Raw genomic sequence first — 17,476 nt, forward strand, 5'->3', positions numbered from 1 at the left:
AGAATTCAGAATTCAGAATCAAGACGCTCTCTACGAGACGCTACGCGTAGCTTGCTTAAGAGCAGGGGTACGCGGACACGGCTTAGCTGCGCTATCAGTGGGGGATTCCGACCCGCCATTGATTGTTCGCGTAGCGTCTCCCCTTGGGAGAAGACCACCAAATTGAAAATTTGGTGGGGGTCTTAAACCCACTTATTCAGACGCTCCTACGTCGCTCTAAGCGAAGCCATGCTGCAGGCTTTACGCTGCGCTATCCGCCAGTCGTACAAAATACCCAACTGAATTCTGACGACTGACGCCTTTATTCTGTTTTATTGAAGAAGAATTCAGAAGTCAGAATTCAGGAGTCAGAATAAATCAGTCGGGGATTCAGACCCGCGACTGATTAAAGACCACCAAATTTTCAATTTGGTGGGGGTGCAAAAACGCCGATTATTCATCCGCCAGTCATACAGAATACCTAACTGAATTCTGACGACTGACGCCTTTATTCTGTTTTAATAAACAGGATTTAGTAATACGCCAAGGTAACTTGGTGGGGAAAAGTGGAAGGGGTAAAGGGACTCATGTTTTTTATCCCTTCTCCTTTTCCCTTTAACCTTTACCCAACCTCCACCTAACATTTTAGTCTTGCCACACCAGTAGCTTGTGCAACACATTTAAAACGGTGTCTTGACTTTTAAGTGTAAAGTTCGTCCTAGTTGCGGATGTTCAAAACAAAGTTCCCTAGCGTGTAGATGTAAGCGATTTGTGTTTGCACAGCATCCATAAAGGCGATCGCCTAAAATTCTCACCCCCAGTCCTCGCGCATCTGCCGCATGAACTCTCAATTGATGGGTACGTCCTGTTAAGGGTGTAAACTCTACACGAGTGTAATTTCCTTCCCTTGCCATCACCTGGAATTGTGTCAAACTCGGTTTACCACGCTGCCAATCAACTTGCTGATAAGGACGATTTTCAGGATTTCCCCACAATGGCAATTCAATTGTACCTTCCTCAACTTCCACAAAACCTGAAAGCAAAGCTTCATAAACCTTGCGGACTTGTCGCTGCTGGAACTGCTGCCCTAGTTGTCGATGAGTTTGGCGATCGCGCGCCAACAACAAAATACCAGATGTTTCTTGGTCTAACCGATGCACAGATACAAGACTCATGCTATCAGGTAACAGATTATACAAACGACTCCAAACACTATCTTGGCGATCGCCATAACGCCCTGGTACTGAAAGTAATCCCGCTGCTTTATCTACAGCAATCAGCCATTCGTCTTCATAGATAATGGGCAGCGAAGAGGACACGGAGAGTGAGGGACGCGGGGACGCGGTGAAAGAAGATGATGTGTCAGAGTGTCCCCACCTCTTTATGTCCTCTGTCCCCGCGTCTTTGCGTCCCCGTGTCTCCGTGTCCCCGCATCCCCCCMTCCCCCCATCCCCCATCCCCAACCCAGAGAGCAAAAACCCCATCAATGGCTGACATCGTTCGGCACATGCTCCATAAAATTCTCCCTGGATTTTATCTTGATTGACTGAAGATGCTCCCCACCAAAACTCCGCCATTGCCAAAGGTTTGAGATGATGTGTTGCGGCATAATGGAGTAACTTCGGGGCACAACAGTCTCCCGTACCGGTGGGTGAACCTTGTGGCATCAATTGTTGTAAGGATTGCCATCGCCCAGTAAAATTAGTCAGGCTGTAGCTGGCGTGCATTTGAGTTTGTAATTGCCGTGACAGGGCTTTACGCTGTTGTTTGAGTTCTCGAATTCGTGTATCTGCGGCTGTAATCAATTGCTGTAGAGGCTGCAAAACTTGATTTTGCTGGCGTTTAAGTTGTCGTCGTTCAATTTTCTGTTGACGGCTTTCAGCGTCGAGTTCTTCAAGGGCAATAGCCAGGGCTTCTCCTGTGAGGGTATTGCAGATTTGCTGGCGTTTTTGTTGGCGTTGATGTTTGCAATGGCGATGGCGATCGCTTATTATTTGTAGTTGCTCCTCAAACTCATCACACAAGGTTTCATACTGCTGGCGTTCTTCAAGTTGCTTCAAAGTGAGAATTTCTTCCTTGATGGCGTTTAACTGTGCCAAGGTGCAGGCTTCCAGGAAAGCAACTTCATCTCTTCCTGGTATTGGTGGCACCCAACCTTCAACTACACTACAACCATGTAAAAGACCAGAGAAAGCCTTAATTACTCGTTGTTCGCCATTGGGCAATTCAACTAATAATATGCCATACATTTTGCCTTCACGAGAATAACTGTCATCTTTGCCAAGGTATTGCATGAGTCCTTGGGCGATGGCTTCCGATAATGGAGTGCGGGGTAATATTAAGCGATCGCCAGTTTCGGGACAACACCCTTCATAGTAATAACTAGGCGATGAGTCGCCCAGAGCAAAATCACAGTCAATAAAATCGGAAACAAAGTGCAGAATTACCATAAAAGTCAACACTCAACAATGAGCCTGGTATCTGAGTTTTCAATTAGAGGTTATTTATCAAATGAAAATAAAATTAATGTAGTAGCGTGTCAACAATCAACACCCTAAACAGTAATATTTCACAAATGATTTATGATTACTACATATTTACAAGAATATCTAAAATTATTCATCATTGCTGATTGAAGAAGAATTCAGAATTCAGAATTCAGGAGTCAGAATCAAGACGCTCTCTACGAGACGCTACGCGTAGCTTGCTTAAGAGCAGGGGTACGCGGACACGGCTTAGCTGCGCTATCAGTCGGGGATTCAGACCCGCGACTGATTGTTCGCGTAGCGTCTCCCCTTGGGAGAAGACCAGCAAATCTACAATTTGGTGGGGGTCTTAAACCCAGTTATTCATCCACCACTCGCACATAATTCATTCTGAATTCTGGCTCCTGACTCCTGAATTCTGTTTGATAAAAAAATCCCAGGCTCATTGAATCAGCCTGAGATATAAGTTTTGAATTAATCCAAAATTCAAAATCTAAAATCCAAAATTTGTATAATTTAACCAGAATTACTAGAAGCATCACTTTCTTGTGGATAATCTTGTTCTCCAGCCATCGGTGTATAGTTTGTTTCTGATATGGGCTGTTGTTCAAATGAGTTATCTTTTTGGGATTTAGGGTTTTCTGGATTTTTTACCATTCCATGCTGTTCTTGTCCTCTCAGTCCCAGATATGTAGCGGAACTGATTCCTTGTAGCGTCAGGAGTGTTTCATCAAATTCCGGCATAGCTAAATTTTTCCCCACCTCCCAAAGAAAGAATACTCCTATGGCAACTGTCCAAATAAATGTTTGGAATCGATGAAAATTTATGCCATTAATATCAGATAATATATCTATAAAAAATCCTTCGGAAACGCGTTGAGAACCCTTTCTTTTGCTCTCATCTCCTTGTCCATCAATTAAGGAACTACCAAAGGCAGTTACGGAGTTAATGCCTAATAATATTAGAGATTGTTGGTTTAAAATATTGGTATAATCTCCTGTGATGCCGTAGATAATCATGTAAGAGCCAAAAATTATCAATGTCCAAAAAGCCAGTTGAGATACCGATAGACTAAAAGGATTGCGATTGATTTTTTTTCGACCAAGAAAGAATTGAGCGATTCGGGTTTTCCGTTGTTGGGGTTCAATGTTAACTTGTTCTGGAATCAACAATTCCTGACCATCAATCACCTCTTTTTTCGAGTAAATTCCTTCTATACCAGAACTCCGAAGACTGTTTCGGCAATACCTGGTGAATAATAAAACAACAACCACAACTAGAAGAAGACAAAGCCAAAAACGCCACGAAAATAAAACTATTTTTATTTGCGGAGGTGACTCAGGATTGCTGACTGGAATTGCAATTTTATTGGGACAGCCTACCCCCGCCACCACGTTAATGCTATATTTGGGTCTACCAATCAGGGCATTCCAGACATTTTCAGATGGGTCATTACGTTCGAGTCGAAAGGCTAACCAATCTTCATCAACAACCAGTTTTTGTTCTGCATTCCGCACCATAACAATGGTTGGTTGTGCGTATACATCCTGTAGTTCATAGCCATTCAAATACAAGACTAACTGTCGAGGATCGAATGAATTACCGCCAGCAGTTAAATTTGTTGCTTTTGATAATCCTTCGACTTGAATCTTGATGCGATCGCCCATTTTTACTTCGCCACCGCCATTGTCAGCAATGACTTGTTTAGTTTTGAAATAAGAAGGAACTGAACAAGTCCGAAATGGTGAAGGATTCAGGGAAGGAACATTTTGAGTATCTTGGGCGATAACAGCAAAGTTGAGAGAAACAATCAGAGAAAACACCAACACAAAAATAGCAGCAAATCTTTTTGTATTTCTATGCATTGAGCGGTATTCCAAAGCGACTATTATAACGGTAGTTTAACCATACTTGAGTCACTTCAATATTAAAAAACTTGTCTGAAAAACATATCTTAATCTGTCATTAGTCATTAGTCATTGGTCATTAGTCACTAATCCTTTGTTGATAACTAATAATCAATGACCCATGACCCCATCTCTAGTTGATTTGACAACTTTGAATGCGAGAGAATAAAGCAACACATAATCGCCACCAAGAAGCTGTGGCGATCGCACTATGCCATTCCCAAACACCCAATACCTTTACCCGCCAAACTTGTTCAAAAAAGCCAAAGTAAGGTAACTGCCCATTGGGAGCATTATCATTTACATTTAGCTGACTATAATCTATCCAGGAATCTTTTAAACGCCAGCCGACACGATTGGCAAAATCAATACAAGTTTCAGAAGCAATCACATTATCATTGCCAATCATCAAACCTAGCACGGGATCGCCCCCAGAAGTATCTCTAATACTCTCCCAAATACCTTTTTGAACGCCAAAACCAAAGCGTCCCCGACTATATTTAACCCACAGGCCATCGATAGTAGATAAATCACTGCAAGAAAAGTTTTCCACACTTGCTAAATCAAGATAATCTTTTTCTGCTTTACCAGCTACTTTTAACATCAAAGTTGTAGTTTCCCGATCCGCCTCCAACCATCTCTCAGCTTTCAATAAATCTCGCAAATGAGTGTAATCTAAACCCACAGATGAACTCAAATCATCTATATCTTCACCTTTTTCTTCGGAAGTATCGCTAGAAAATAAAGTTTTTCCTGGGAAAACTTCAATCACACCTTGAAATCCAATTAACCAAAAATATAATTGGATATCACTACCTGATAACTCTATTTGTAATTGTGTAATCCAAGCTGCTGCGGTGAGTCCAGATTGTTGGATAGTAGGTTTGCTAGGAAACTGTACGCCTTTACTAAGGGTGTCTACTAAAGAAGAAGCAAAGCGTTGATTTTCTGAAGATGGCGCAGCAGCAGCAATTAAACATTGTTCAGTATCTAGTCCTAGTTGCAGTTCTTCCACCCAATCCCGCACAGATACACAAGTGCCACTTTCTTGAGGACAATCGAGGATAATTATTTGTTGCGAACTACAACGGCGTAGCTGTTTTTTTAACCAAGAACGATTAATGATAATATTATCGGCAAGTATAAATACAGCTTCTCCTTGTTCTGTTTCTTGAATCTTGCCTCTTAAATATAAAAATACAGTGGGGATTTCTTCCACAATATTGACGTTACTGGGTGATTCAGAAAAAGCTTCAGAAAGCAAACACTTTTGAATGGCTTTGCGGACATTGGTAGCTGGAGTTGTTTCGCTAACACTCCAATAATTGACTTCAAAGTAACCAGATGTATTGAGTATTTTACTCAAAGCTAAAGCACTTTGGCTTTTGGGAAATCCTTCGATAATTAATGCTTGTCGCGGATGTTTTAAAGATGCTGTTTTATGTGGTTTGATTCCTAAAATTACCTCTCCAGTTCCTTCCACGATGCGCTTCGGGGTTTGAGATGGATATTCGGGATGAATTTGGTTTTCACCACGGCTTTTTTTAAGCTGATTAATTACCCGCAATTGCTGATTAGTTTTATCTATATATGCCAGGGTTTGGTGATAAACGTAACGATAAAGTCCATCTGCTTCAATCACACCTTGGGAATCAGCAGCTTCTCCCCGCAGTCCCCGAATTAAATAGTAAGTGAATACTCCATGCTTGAGTTGGGGAAATTCCCAAGATTGTTGGTCGCCATCGCAAGATAATAAAGCATAAAATCCCTTTCTTTTAGCAGCGCGTTGGCGGAGAATTTCGACTAATTCCTGTGTAGGGTTGAGTTGCGAGTCTTTTGTTGCTTCTCCCCTAGCGCCAAACAATGTCATACCACCGCTATGACAAGCATCAAGCCATATTAATTGCTGCTGGGCTGGACAATTTTCTAATAATTGCAATAATTCTTGCAACTGCAAACCAGTATTGATTAAATTGTCTTTTTGAGTATCTTGGAGACACAATACCACCTCCCGGTTGGATGGCTCTAGCATTCCATGTCCGGAAAAATAAAACAGAATAGTGTCGGTTGATTTACTCGCAGTAGCTACTTCTTTAAGACTTGTAGAGATATTTTCTAAGAGTGGCTGCTGTTGAGCAAAATCATGGTAAATTCTGATATCCTTTTGTGGAAATCCGGCAGTTGCAGCGTTTAATGCTTCTCCTAAACCCTGACAATCCACTGCTGAATAACGCAAACACGGTATTTGCTCATCCTGGTATTGGTTTACTCCCACCAGTATCAGCCAAATTTTTGCTAAGCCGGTTTCTAAGGCATGAGTTGAGTGACTAGTACGAACACCAACTGGACACATTTGTTAAGATTCCTTAACAGGAAAAGTACGGTAGCTTTGATATAAATATTATTCAATCGCACTGGCAAAAATTACTGAAATTGTCACATTGCTTTTGGGACAATTTATTGTTTGCAAGTTTTTTAAAGTTATAGCGATCGCTACAATTATATTGCCCATAGGATATCTAAAATGCGAGAACTTTATCCAGCCAGAGAACCTTATCGAGAAGGAAATTTACAGGTTTCTGACCTACACACTATCCATTTTGAAGAGTCGGGTAACCCCCAAGGCCAACCCATCGTATTGCTGCATGGGGGGCCTGGTGGTGGATGTCCGCCTTTTTATCGCCAATATTTCCACCCAGAAAAATGGCGTTTGGTGATGTTTGACCAGCGTGGTTGCGGTCAAAGCAAACCCCACGCTGAATTACGAGAAAACACCACTTGGGATTTAGTTAATGATATCGAAAAACTGCGCCAACATTTAGGTATAGAAAAATGGACGGTGTTTGGTGGTAGTTGGGGTAGCACTTTATCATTAGCCTACAGTCAAACCCATCCTTCTCGATGCGCGGGATTAATTCTTCGTGGTATTTTCATGCTCAGACAAAAAGAGTTGCAATGGTTTTACCAAGAAGGTACTAGCTATATTTTTCCCGATGCTTGGGAAGAATATTTAAAACCAATTCCTGAAGATGAGCGTCACGATTTAATTGCAGCATATTACAAACGCTTAACTAGCCCAGATTTACAAGTCCAATTAACAGCGGCCCGTGCTTGGTCAATTTGGGAAGCGAGTACAAGTAGACTTTTGTTCGATCCCGAACTCATAGAAAAGTTTGCCGATAATGAATTTGCCTCGGCTTTTGCTCGTATTGAATGCCATTATTTTATCAATAAAGGATTCTTTGAAACAGAAGATTTATTACTTGCAAATGTCCATCGCATCCGCCATATTCCTGCTGTCATTGTTCAGGGACGTTATGATGTAGTTTGCCCAATGATATCAGCTTGGGAATTACATCGTGCTTGGCCAGAAGCCGAATTTATTGTAATTCCTGATGCGGGTCATTCCATGAGCGAACCAGGAATTCGTAGTGCTTTGATTGAAGCAACAGATAAGTTTGCAAACTTGAAGTAGAATTGGCGAATTGATCGGCTAATCAGCATTAAAGAAGTCGGAAGTCGGAAGTATAGTTTTGTAATGGGGATTTAGACCCCACCACAAAACTGACCGGTTATAGAACCGGGGGACTTAAACCCATTGAATTTGTTTAATCAAATCGGATTCCCATATATATCAATTAACGTTATTTGCTAATATTTGATTAAGCTTTTGCTTTTAGGCATCTTTGATGACTTTCGACACTCCCGACTCTCTGATTCTGGATGCAGCACTTTCGGTATCTGGTTTAACCGACTATATCCGGTTACTGTTAGAGCAAGATGAACAATTGCGCCAAGTTTGGGTGACTGGAGAAGTTTCCAGTGCTAACCACCATCGCAGTGGGTTATTTTTCACGCTGCAAGATACGGATGGTACGGCAGGAATTAAGTGTGTGGTGTGGAATAGTCAATTGGCAAAACTCGCCCAGATACCCGTTGCCGGCGAACAGATAATTATTTTGGGCAGTATTCGAGTTTATCCGCAACGGGGAGAGTATCAGTTATCAGTTTGGCAGGCTTTACCTGCTGGTGTTGGTTTACAGGCGCTACGCTATCAACAACTCAAAAATCGCTTGCTGGCTGAGGGGTTATTCGATCGCCAAAGAAAGCGATCGCTCCCCATCCACCCCCAAACTATCGCCGTCGTCACTTCACCAACTGCGGCGGCTTGGGGTGATATTCAAAAAACTCTCAAGCAAAGGTATCCAGGTTTACACGTTTTATTTTCTCCAGCCACAGTACAAGGCGAGCAAGCACCAGAATCCATAGTTAAAGCAATTGAACGTGTTGACTGGGATGGGCGCGCCGAGGTGTTAATTTTATCCCGTGGTGGTGGGGCAATTGAGGAATTGGCTTGCTTTAATGATGAACGAGTGGTGCGAGCTGTTGCTAATTGTTCCATTCCGGTAATTACTGGTATTGGTCATCAAAGAGATGAATCTTTAGTAGATTTAGTTGCAGATGTATGTGTGCATACACCAACGGCGGCGGCGGAAACAGTTGTACCCGCAATTGCACAATTGTATGCTGAGCATCGGCAACGAGTTCTAGCTTTGCATGAGGCGGTGCATAACTTTGGGGAAAATGCTGAAAATAAACTGCAAGGATTACGGAATCGTTTGCGACGTTTGCGGTTAGATCGGCAACTAGAGCAGGAGACACAGAAGCTAGCTTGGAAGCGTCAGCAATTGGTACAAGTAACGATCGCCCGATCGCACCAAGCAAAGCAGCATTTAGAATTGTTACGGCAAAAGTTGGCAACTCTTGACCCGAAAGCGGTGTTACAGCGTGGTTATGCGGTGGTGAGACAAGAAAATGGAGCGATCGCTCGGAATGCGGCTGAGTTAGAAGTGGGGCAAGATTTATCGATTCAGTTGGCACAGGGTGAGGTGAAAGTGAAAGTTACGGAAACGAACAATGCCAAAAATCCATCGCAGGTGTAATCACAGAGATAGCTAGAAACCAGATTTAGATATATGCGATCGCATTTTGAGGCCATCGCCTAAATCCGCAATATCCCAAACAGCAAACTGACAAATTATACCAATTCTCTATGAAGATGCGCTTTACTAGACCCCCCTTAATCCCCCCTTGTAAAGGGGGGAAACCGGAAAATCTTGTTCCCTCCCCTTTATAAGGGGAGGGTTAGGGAGGGGTAAAATATATTGCAGCTTCGCAAAGAAATGGTATTAGCACTGGCGCGATCGCTTTTCCCATCATCTCAAGGCGCGTTGGCGTAGCCCGCCGCAGGCATCGCCAAAAAGCGAAGATGTAGCATTTTTTCCTAATCAGCTAAGATAATCTTTATCAATCTTCTTTCCTCACCCTTTTCCTTGGAATTATGACGCAGGATGAGTTATTGGTACTGATAGATCGCGCCGTGGCTGAGGGTTGGCAAGAGTTAGACTTGTCGGGGCAGGAGTTGACTGAGTTACCTGTAGAAATTGGTAAGTTGAAGCAGCTTGAGTCTTTGATTTTGGGAAAGAAGGTTAAAGGTTATGAAGAAGTAGAAGGCCGCTTTTTCGAAAAGGTTTCAGGCAACAATTTAAAAACGCTTCCACTCGAACTATTGGATTTGCCTAATTTGCGTAAGTTGGATATTAGTGGCAATCCTTTAGAGAGCATTCCCGATGTGGTAACGCAAATACTACATTTAGAGGAACTTATCTTAATTCAAGTAGAGCTAACTGAAATACCTGATGCGCTCGCTAAATTAACCAATCTGAGGGAGCTTAACCTCAGTGACAACCAAATAACCCAGATTCCAGAGGTGCTGGCTAATTTATCCAATCTGACGCAGCTTGACCTCAGTGACAACCAAATAACCCAGATTCCAGAAGCGATCGCTAATTTAACCAATCTGACGAAGCTTGACCTCTTTTCCAACCAAATCACCGAGATTCCAGAAGCGATCGCTAAATTAACCAATCTGACGCAGCTTGACCTCTTTTCCAACCAAATCACCGAGATTCCAGAGGCGATCGCTAAATTAACCAATCTGACGCAGCTTCTCCTCAGTGGCAACCAAATAACACAGATTCCAGAGGCGATCGCTAAATTAACCAATCTGACGCAGCTTCGCCTCGGTCTCAACAAAATAACCGAGATTCCAGAGGTGATCGCTAAATTAACCAATCTGACGCAGCTTCAACTCAGTTCCAACCAAATAACCCAGATTCCAGAGGCGATCGCTAAATTAACCAATTTGACGCACCTTGTCCTCCTTAACAACCAAATAACCGAGATTCCAGAGGCGATCGCTAATTTAACCAATCTGACGCAGCTTCACCTGAGTGTCAACCAAATAACCGAGATTCCAGAGGCGATCGCGCAATTAACCAATCTGACGCAGCTTCACCTGAGTGGCAACCAAATAACCGAGATTCCAGAGGCGATCGCGCAATTAACCAATCTGACGCAGCTTCACCTGAGTGGCAACCAAATAACCGAGATTCCAGAGGCGATCGCGCAATTAACCAATCTGACGCAGCTTCACCTGTGTAACAACCAAATAACCCAGATACCATTAGAAATTCTTAATTCAAACGATGCAAAAGAGATTTTTAATTACTTGAGGCAAATTCACACAAGTGAAACTCGACCATTACACGAAGCCAAACTCTTGCTTGTCGGACAAGGTAGCGTCGGCAAAACATCCCTCATTCAGCGACTAATCCACAATAAATATGATAAAAATCAACCCCAAACCGACGGACTCAATGTGGAAACTTGGAACGTGCAGGTCAATAGCAAAGACATCCGCCTCAATGTTTGGGACTTTGGTGGACAGGAAATTTATCATGCCACCCATCAGTTTTTTCTAACTAAGCGCAGTCTCTATCTCCTGGTTTGTAATTGTCGCACCAGTGAAGAAGAAAACCGCATCGAATATTGGCTGAAACTAATCGAAAGCTTCGGCGGACAGTCTCCCGTGATTATCGTTGGCAACAAAAAAGACGAACAACCCCTCGACATCAACCGCAAAGCATTACGCGAAAAATATCCTAACATCCAAGCGATTATCGAAACCTCCTGCCAAGACAATATCGGCATTGATGAACTTCGCACCGCAATTTTGCAGCAAATTGCCAACCTCAAAGAAGTCTACGACCTTCTACCCCTCTCATGGTTTGAGGTTAAACAAAAACTCGAATCCATGACTGAAGACTTCATCAGCTACAACCGCTACATCTGCATCTGCTACGAAAACATGATTCCCGAAGAACAAAACCATGATCAACTCATCGACTTGCTGCATCGACTCGGCTTAGTTCTCAACTTCCGCGATCATCCCATCCTCAAAGATACCAACGTCCTCAAACCCAACTGGGTGACAGAAGGCATTTACACGCTCCTGAGCGATGAAAACCTCAAAACTAAAACTAAAGGCATTTTCACGCACACCGATCTCACCCGCATCCTCAATCCAGAACGCTACCCTACCAAGCGTCACAGTTATCTGATCGGGCTGATGAAAGAATTTGAGCTTTGCTTTGCACTAGAATGTCAACCACCACAATTCCTGATTGCGGGACTTTTGCCTAAAGACCAACCAGAAGAAACAAAACTCCACGGCGAAACCCTGGAATTTCAATACCATTACAAAGTTCTCCCCGAAAGCATCATTTCCCGCTTCATCGTCATCAGCCACGAAAAAATTCATAACCAAATCTATTGGCGCAGTGGCGTAATGCTGCAATATCAAGAAAACAACGAAATCTACAACATTGCTCGCATCAAAGCCGATCCCGAAGACAAAAAAATCTTCATCACCATTAGCGGACGTAAAGAAACACGGCGCTTATTTCTCGGTATTCTCCGCGATGTCTTCCAAAAAATCCACAAAAGTCTTCCCAATCTCGAAATCACCGAATGGGTTCCCGTTCCCAACTATCCCGAACACGATCCGCTCAAATACTCAGAATTACTCGGACTCGAAGAGATGGGAGAAACCCATAAAGTTATTGGTGAACTCAAGCTCAAACTCGATTTGCGTCAACTTTTAGATGGCTATGAAGACATTGGAATACGTCAAAGAAAATTAAAAGGCGATCGATTTATTGATATAGAAAGAGATGATTCACCTGTTACAGTTAATGTCAATGTTAGCGATCGCCGTTCTAAAACCATTAACCAACATGGAGAAGGCGATAATTATGGTGGCGATGGTGTCAAAGGCAATAAAATCGGATGAAGTTACCCAACTTTGAATTAGCCTTTATCGATCGCAACAAACTGCAAAACTATAGCCTCAACGCCCAACACAATCGCGGAAAGCACAAAGCCAGATTATTTGCCGCTATTCTAGATTTAGGTAGCGATGATGCAGAAATTCTACAACTGCTAATTCAAGATGCAATTCAGAATTATGAAGCAGTTCCCAGCCTGTTAGATGAATATGGTCAACGCTATATCGTCGATTTTCCCATCACCCGCAACCAAAACACTGCTAGCGCTCTTCCAAATAAAAAAATATACAACTTTTTTTGTGGGGTGGGCGTCTCGCCCGCCCGTGGAAAGGGGCGGACAAGATGTCCACCCCACAAGAGTGGATAATTTATTTCTTGGTAATCCCCTAACATCCGCACAACTTGGATCGTCCGCCCCACCGAAGATTTTCCCCGTCTCGTTAGTTGCTATATTTTGAGGTAATACTTATGCTTGCAACTCCAAATACACTAAATTTATTAGATATTGTTGCTCTTAAAATTCCCTTATCCGAACATAACTTGCTTGCAGGTCAAGTGGGAACCATTGTCGAAATCCTCGCCCCTGAAGTATACGAAGTAGAATTTAGCGATGATGACGGTCAAACCTATGCCATGCAAGCCTTACCAGCCCATCAGCTTCTTAAACTCCATTACAAACCCCTAAAAACTATGTCTAACACCATCAATCAATACGGCAAAGGCGATAACGTTGCAGGCGATAAAATCCAAGGTGATAAAATTCAAGGTGATAAAAACCAAAATGACTTCAAAAACGCAACTATTGGAATTGTCGCTCAAAACCAAGCCCAAGCCACAGTAAGCAACCTTAATCAAACAAGCGGCGCAAGCGTAGCAGAACTAATGCAAATCATCAGCACCATGCGCCAAACTGCCGCCCAATTCCCGGAAGTAATCAGCAAAGACATTACCCGCGAAGACATTATCATTGATATTGATGATGTAGAAGCAGAAATTCAAAAGCCAGAAAAAGAACGCAATGTACCCAAACTCAAAAAGCGTCTACTAGCTTTACTAACTGCTGCTAGTGTAATTGCTGCCCCGATCGCAGGTATGACAGACTTTGCAAACAATGTTATGGAAATAGGGAGCAAATTAAACATCGAACTAAAGCTTCCTTCTGGTAAATAGACTTTTCTCACTCCAGAGGCGATCCGCTTGAAATGATGCCCGCCTTTGATTGAATGAAAATTGAACTAGCGATCGCCAAAATAACAAATGGGTTCGCCAAAATAACAAATGCGATCGCAAAAATCATAAATGCGCTCGCAAAATTATAAATGCCCTCGCAAAATTATAAATGCGCTCGCCGAAATCATAAATGCGCTCGCAAAAATCATAAATGCGCTCGCAAAAATCATAAATGCGCTCGCAAAATTATAAATGCGCTCGCAAAATTATAAATGCGCTCGCAAAATCATAAATGCGCTCGCAAAATCATAAATGCGCTCGCAAAATCATAAATGCGATCGCCGAAATCATAGGGATTACCAAGAAATAAATTATCCACTCTTGTGGGGTGGACATCTTGTCCGCCCCTGTCAACGGGCGGGCGAGACGCCCACCCCACAAGAAAAATTGTATATTTTTTTATTTGGAAGCCCCATAAATGCTAGCTCGCTATGTTTTGATAGCTGTGCGAGTGTCAATAAATCAGCTATTGTTCAACTGCTGAACAAACGCTTGATGTTCAGCTGAATTTAGCCCTGTTTGCAACACCGCTAAAACCTGTTGCATATTGTCATTAACTAATGCTGAGACATCCAGCCATAATCCAGGAAATATTTGACTTTCAATGATGCCTGAGGCATTTGGTGTCAGTGTTATGTATTCACCATCTTGCAAGCTGAACCAACTTATAGTTTGCTCAAAAACCTGCCAAACAATATATTCTTGAATACCATTGCGACGATAGGCGCGTTTTTTATCATATAAATCTTTAGTAGCACTGCTAGCGGCGACTTCTGCGACTAATTCTGGCGCACCTTCCACATAACCATCACTACCCAACTGAGATTTTCCGCCACAGGCTGCATCAATTAACAAAATGGCATCTGGTTGGGGTTCATTATCTAAATCTAGCCGCACAGTTGGATTATCACCTAGTCTGACACCTGGCGTTGCTACTTTATAATTTCCGAGCCAGATCATCAAATTCGCGTGTGGTTCGGCGTGTGGTTCAAAGCGCAAAGGTGATGACACGTAAACGACTCCTTCAATTAATTCGGCTTTTTTGAGGTTGGGCATGGCATTGTAGCGACGCTCAAATTCTGGGCGAGTCAAGCGATCGCCACTCTCAAGAGGCGGAATATATGAGGGAGAATGAATTGGAGTCGAATTTTGTGGAGAAGTGTTGACCACGAAAAGCAGGCGGTAGAGGTGGTTAAATTGATTGTATCGTAATGCATTTTGAGGAGAGAGAAGATAAGGGCGATCGCGTTGCGGCTCAAGTGCAAGAAGATTTGTTGATTCAGTTGGGGCACGGTGGAGTTAAAGTGAAGATTGTGGAAATAAACGAACCGCCAAGACGCCAAGGACGCCAAGAGTTGAATGGTTAAACGCAAGAGTGCTTCTAGTTCTGATTCGATGGAAGGTTGGAATTATGAAGCGAAAGTTATTGAAATAGAGGGAATTATTGCTCGCATTGAAGCGGGTGAGTTGGAATTGGAAGAGGTTTTTGATCAATTTGGCAAGGCTGTTGAATATTTGCGTCAGTGCGAAAGTTTTTTGCAGCAGCGACAGCAGCAGGTAGATTTGTTAATTGAAACTTTGAGTGAAGAATAGAAGAAGATTAAGGGAACTGCAAAAAGTAAATTATTTTGGTTAAAGTGTTGACGGTTGACGGTTGACGGTTGACTGTTAACAGTAAATAACCCTAATACCAATTCATCAAAATATTGATACATATAAGACATCTCCAGAAATTAAATATGCGTTTGCCAAAACCCTGTAGGGGCGAACGGTTGTTCGCCCTTTGTTGTGTACGGGTTGTTCGCCTTTTCTTGTGTACCGTTTGTTCGCCCTTTGTTGTGTACGGGTTGTTTGCCCTTTGTTGTGTACCGTTTGTTCGCCCTTTCTTCTGTACCCTGCGGGAAGGCTTACGCCTGTATTTGTATCATTTATAAAGTGAAATGGTATAACACGTAATATTTCACAAATTATTTGGGATTGTTATGGTTTTTTATTAAATAGATCGGCAGAAAGTCCAGTTATTTCATTGGTAAGAATACATAAGAGCCAAAATCTGGTAAATTATCTCGGAACCTGTTGTCAATAATTCGTATTGACAAATTTAATCTGCCAATTTTTAGTTTCTCAAGCATTTGTGCAACTACCAACTTGGGGTAAATCAAAATTATGAAACCATTTCTTTTTGTAACTGACCTAGATGACACCCTTGTATATCGCACCGTAGGTAATGACGACGCTTTACCAAAGCTGAACCAACTGCTAAACCAACATCGCCAAGAATACGGTACTAAAATTGTTTATTCTACCGGGCGATCGCCTCAGCTTTACCAAGAACTCCAACTTCAAAAAAATCTTTTGCAACCAGATGCTCTAGTCCTTGCTGTAGGAACAGAAATCTACCTTCATGGCAGTGATAATCCTGATTCTAGTTGGTCAGAAATCCTCTCTCCTGGTTGGGATCGAGAACTCATCTTATCCATAACCAACAGTTTCCCCGATTTAAAGCTGCAACCACAGTCAGAACAGCGTGCTTTCAAAGTCAGCTTTTTTGTTCCTCAAGAAATAGCAGTCGGTATTCTACCGCAACTTGAGGCAGAGTTAGATAAATATAAATTAAATGTAAAGTTAATCTACAGTAGCGGAATAGACCTTGACATTGTACCCCTTACCAGCGATAAAGGTCAAGCAATGCAATTTTTACGCCAAAAGTGGAAATTTGCAGCAGAACAAACAGTTGTCTGTGGTGATTCAGGTAATGATATTGCTTTATTTGCTGTAGGCAACGAAAGGGGAATCATAGTCGGTAATGCTCGAAAAGAGTTACTCCAGTGGCACAACGAGTATCCGGCTAAGCATCGTTACCTAGCACAAGATTTTTGTGCGGGTGGAATTCTGGAAGGATTAAAATATTTTGGTTTTTTAGAATGATTAGCTATCTCAAAGGAATCGTTGCTGGTATTCAAACAATTGGTAATCGGGCTGTTTTAACTCTAGAAGTTAATGGCTTGGGGTATGATTTGCTAGTTCCCCAACGCCTAGCACAGCAATTACCAGATTCAGGGGGAGTGGCACAAATTTTTACCCATTTGCAAATTCGTGAAGAAGTGCCATTTCTCTATGGCTTTGCTTCTCCAGCCGAACGCGATTTATTTCGCCACTTGTTAACAGTTAGCGGTGTTGGTGCAGCCTTAGCCATTGCACTGTTGGACACTTTGGAACTGCCAGATTTAGTCCAAGCAATTATCGCTGGCAATACCCAAATGTTAATTCAAGCCCCTGGTGTCGGCAAAAAAATTGCCGAACGCATCTGTTTAGAACTGAAAACCAAATTGATTGAGTGGCGCAAATCAGCCGGGTTCTTTGTCGCCACAGGCGGCCCTGCACCAGGAATTCTTGAAGAAGTACAAATGACACTCTTTGCTTTAGGGTATACTGCTCATGAAGTTAGTCATGCCTTGCATGTGGTCAGTGAAGACATCGGACTACCAAAAGACGCCTATGTAGAAGATTGGATTAAACAAGCGATCGCTCATCTCAGTAGTAGCGAACAAGTTGGTTATTAGTCATTGGGCATTGGGCATTGGGCATTGGGCATTGGGCATTGGGCATTGGGCATTGGTTATTAATTCTTATCCCTCTTTCCCTCATCTCCCTTATCCCCCCGATCTCCCTCATCTTACCCAC

The 17,476-nt window shown here is 42.5% G+C and carries 13 protein-coding genes; 9 read left to right on the top strand and 4 right to left on the bottom strand.

The genetic code is table 11. The annotated features are described in order from the left end of the window. Positions 1-659: 659 nt before the first annotated feature. The 3 genes from VF06_RS31230 to VF06_RS31245 all read right to left on the bottom strand — a co-directional run bounded on the left by VF06_RS31230 (position 660) and on the right by VF06_RS31245 (position 6,726). Positions 660-2,429, bottom strand: coding sequence for an RluA family pseudouridine synthase (locus VF06_RS31230; protein ID WP_099084292.1), 1,770 nt, complete (start codon positions 2,427-2,429; stop codon positions 660-662). A 552-nt stretch (positions 2,430-2,981) separates the two neighbouring features. Then, positions 2,982-4,331 (bottom strand): hypothetical protein, encoded by a 1,350-nt coding sequence (locus VF06_RS31240; RefSeq protein WP_099069984.1) that lies wholly within the window; start codon positions 4,329-4,331, stop codon positions 2,982-2,984. Positions 4,332-4,506: 175 nt separating this feature from the next. Further along, a complete protein-coding gene (locus VF06_RS31245) occupies positions 4,507-6,726 on the bottom strand; it encodes a GUN4 domain-containing protein (protein WP_099069983.1) in 2,220 nt (739 codons plus the stop codon). A gap of 171 nt (positions 6,727-6,897) precedes the next feature. On the opposite strand from VF06_RS31245, the gene pip reads away from it, so the two are divergent. The 5 genes from pip to VF06_RS43420 all read left to right on the top strand — a co-directional run bounded on the left by pip (position 6,898) and on the right by VF06_RS43420 (position 13,732). After that, positions 6,898-7,848, top strand: a complete 951-nt coding sequence (pip, locus tag VF06_RS31250; protein ID WP_099069982.1) for a prolyl aminopeptidase — start codon at positions 6,898-6,900, stop codon at positions 7,846-7,848. Between the two features lie 214 nt (positions 7,849-8,062). Next, positions 8,063-9,316, top strand: a complete 1,254-nt coding sequence (gene xseA, locus VF06_RS31255) for an exodeoxyribonuclease VII large subunit (protein WP_099069981.1) — start codon at positions 8,063-8,065, stop codon at positions 9,314-9,316. A gap of 398 nt (positions 9,317-9,714) precedes the next feature. Further along, on the top strand, positions 9,715-12,567 hold the full coding sequence (locus VF06_RS31260; RefSeq protein WP_244917970.1) for a leucine-rich repeat domain-containing protein: 2,853 nt from the start codon (positions 9,715-9,717) through the stop codon (positions 12,565-12,567). Continuing rightward, entirely contained in the window at positions 12,564-12,929 is a 366-nt protein-coding gene (locus tag VF06_RS31265; RefSeq protein ID WP_099069980.1) for a DUF6883 domain-containing protein, read from the top strand. The genes VF06_RS31260 and VF06_RS31265 overlap by 4 nt, the downstream gene beginning before the upstream one ends. Before the next feature lie 101 nt (positions 12,930-13,030). After that, on the top strand, positions 13,031-13,732 hold the full coding sequence (locus VF06_RS43420) for a DUF4926 domain-containing protein (RefSeq protein ID WP_099069979.1): 702 nt from the start codon (positions 13,031-13,033) through the stop codon (positions 13,730-13,732). Between the two features lie 522 nt (positions 13,733-14,254). On the opposite strand, the gene VF06_RS31275 is transcribed toward VF06_RS43420, so the two are convergent. Beyond that, the gene (locus tag VF06_RS31275; protein ID WP_099069978.1) at positions 14,255-14,962 is read right to left on the bottom strand and encodes a Uma2 family endonuclease; all 708 of its coding nucleotides are present in this window, start codon (positions 14,960-14,962) and stop codon (positions 14,255-14,257) included. 41 nt (positions 14,963-15,003) lie between these two features. Here VF06_RS31275 and VF06_RS41550 point away from each other — a divergent pair, with 41 nt between their 5' ends. The 4 genes from VF06_RS41550 to ruvA all read left to right on the top strand — a co-directional run bounded on the left by VF06_RS41550 (position 15,004) and on the right by ruvA (position 17,355). Continuing rightward, positions 15,004-15,159: a hypothetical protein gene (locus VF06_RS41550; RefSeq protein ID WP_180267446.1), complete on the top strand. Its 156-nt coding sequence runs from the start codon at positions 15,004-15,006 to the stop codon at positions 15,157-15,159. After that, positions 15,152-15,385, top strand: a complete 234-nt coding sequence (xseB, locus tag VF06_RS31280) for an exodeoxyribonuclease VII small subunit (RefSeq protein ID WP_099069977.1) — start codon at positions 15,152-15,154, stop codon at positions 15,383-15,385. The genes VF06_RS41550 and xseB overlap by 8 nt, the downstream gene beginning before the upstream one ends. Before the next feature lie 573 nt (positions 15,386-15,958). Beyond that, positions 15,959-16,720, top strand: coding sequence for a sucrose-phosphate phosphatase (locus VF06_RS31285; protein WP_099069976.1), 762 nt, complete (start codon positions 15,959-15,961; stop codon positions 16,718-16,720). Continuing rightward, complete coding sequence (gene ruvA / locus VF06_RS31290; RefSeq protein WP_099069975.1) at positions 16,717-17,355, top strand: Holliday junction branch migration protein RuvA; 639 nt, start codon at positions 16,717-16,719, stop codon at positions 17,353-17,355. Before VF06_RS31285 ends, ruvA begins: the two co-directional genes overlap by 4 nt. Positions 17,356-17,476: the final 121 nt, after the last annotated feature.

The sequence above is a fragment of the Nostoc linckia z4 genome, assembly GCF_002608075.1.
GTDB lineage: Bacteria > Cyanobacteriota > Cyanobacteriia > Cyanobacteriales > Nostocaceae > Nostoc > Nostoc linckia.

Bases quoted from the DNA above. Each gene is read 5' to 3' on its own strand.
- VF06_RS31240 (WP_099069984.1), bottom strand. From the start codon at position 4,331: ATGCATAGAAATACAAAAAGATTTGCTGCTATTTTTGTGTTGGTGTTT.
- VF06_RS31245 (WP_099069983.1), bottom strand. From the start codon at position 6,726: ATGTGTCCAGTTGGTGTTCGTACTAGTCACTCAACTCATGCCTTAGAA.
- pip (WP_099069982.1), top strand. From the start codon at position 6,898: ATGCGAGAACTTTATCCAGCCAGAGAACCTTATCGAGAAGGAAATTTA.
- xseA (WP_099069981.1), top strand. From the start codon at position 8,063: ATGACTTTCGACACTCCCGACTCTCTGATTCTGGATGCAGCACTTTCG.
- VF06_RS31260 (WP_244917970.1), top strand. From the start codon at position 9,715: ATGACGCAGGATGAGTTATTGGTACTGATAGATCGCGCCGTGGCTGAG.
- VF06_RS31265 (WP_099069980.1), top strand. From the start codon at position 12,564: ATGAAGTTACCCAACTTTGAATTAGCCTTTATCGATCGCAACAAACTG.
- VF06_RS43420 (WP_099069979.1), top strand. From the start codon at position 13,031: ATGCTTGCAACTCCAAATACACTAAATTTATTAGATATTGTTGCTCTT.
- VF06_RS41550 (WP_180267446.1), top strand. From the start codon at position 15,004: ATGCATTTTGAGGAGAGAGAAGATAAGGGCGATCGCGTTGCGGCTCAA.
- xseB (WP_099069977.1), top strand. From the start codon at position 15,152: ATGGTTAAACGCAAGAGTGCTTCTAGTTCTGATTCGATGGAAGGTTGG.
- VF06_RS31285 (WP_099069976.1), top strand. From the start codon at position 15,959: ATGAAACCATTTCTTTTTGTAACTGACCTAGATGACACCCTTGTATAT.
- ruvA (WP_099069975.1), top strand. From the start codon at position 16,717: ATGATTAGCTATCTCAAAGGAATCGTTGCTGGTATTCAAACAATTGGT.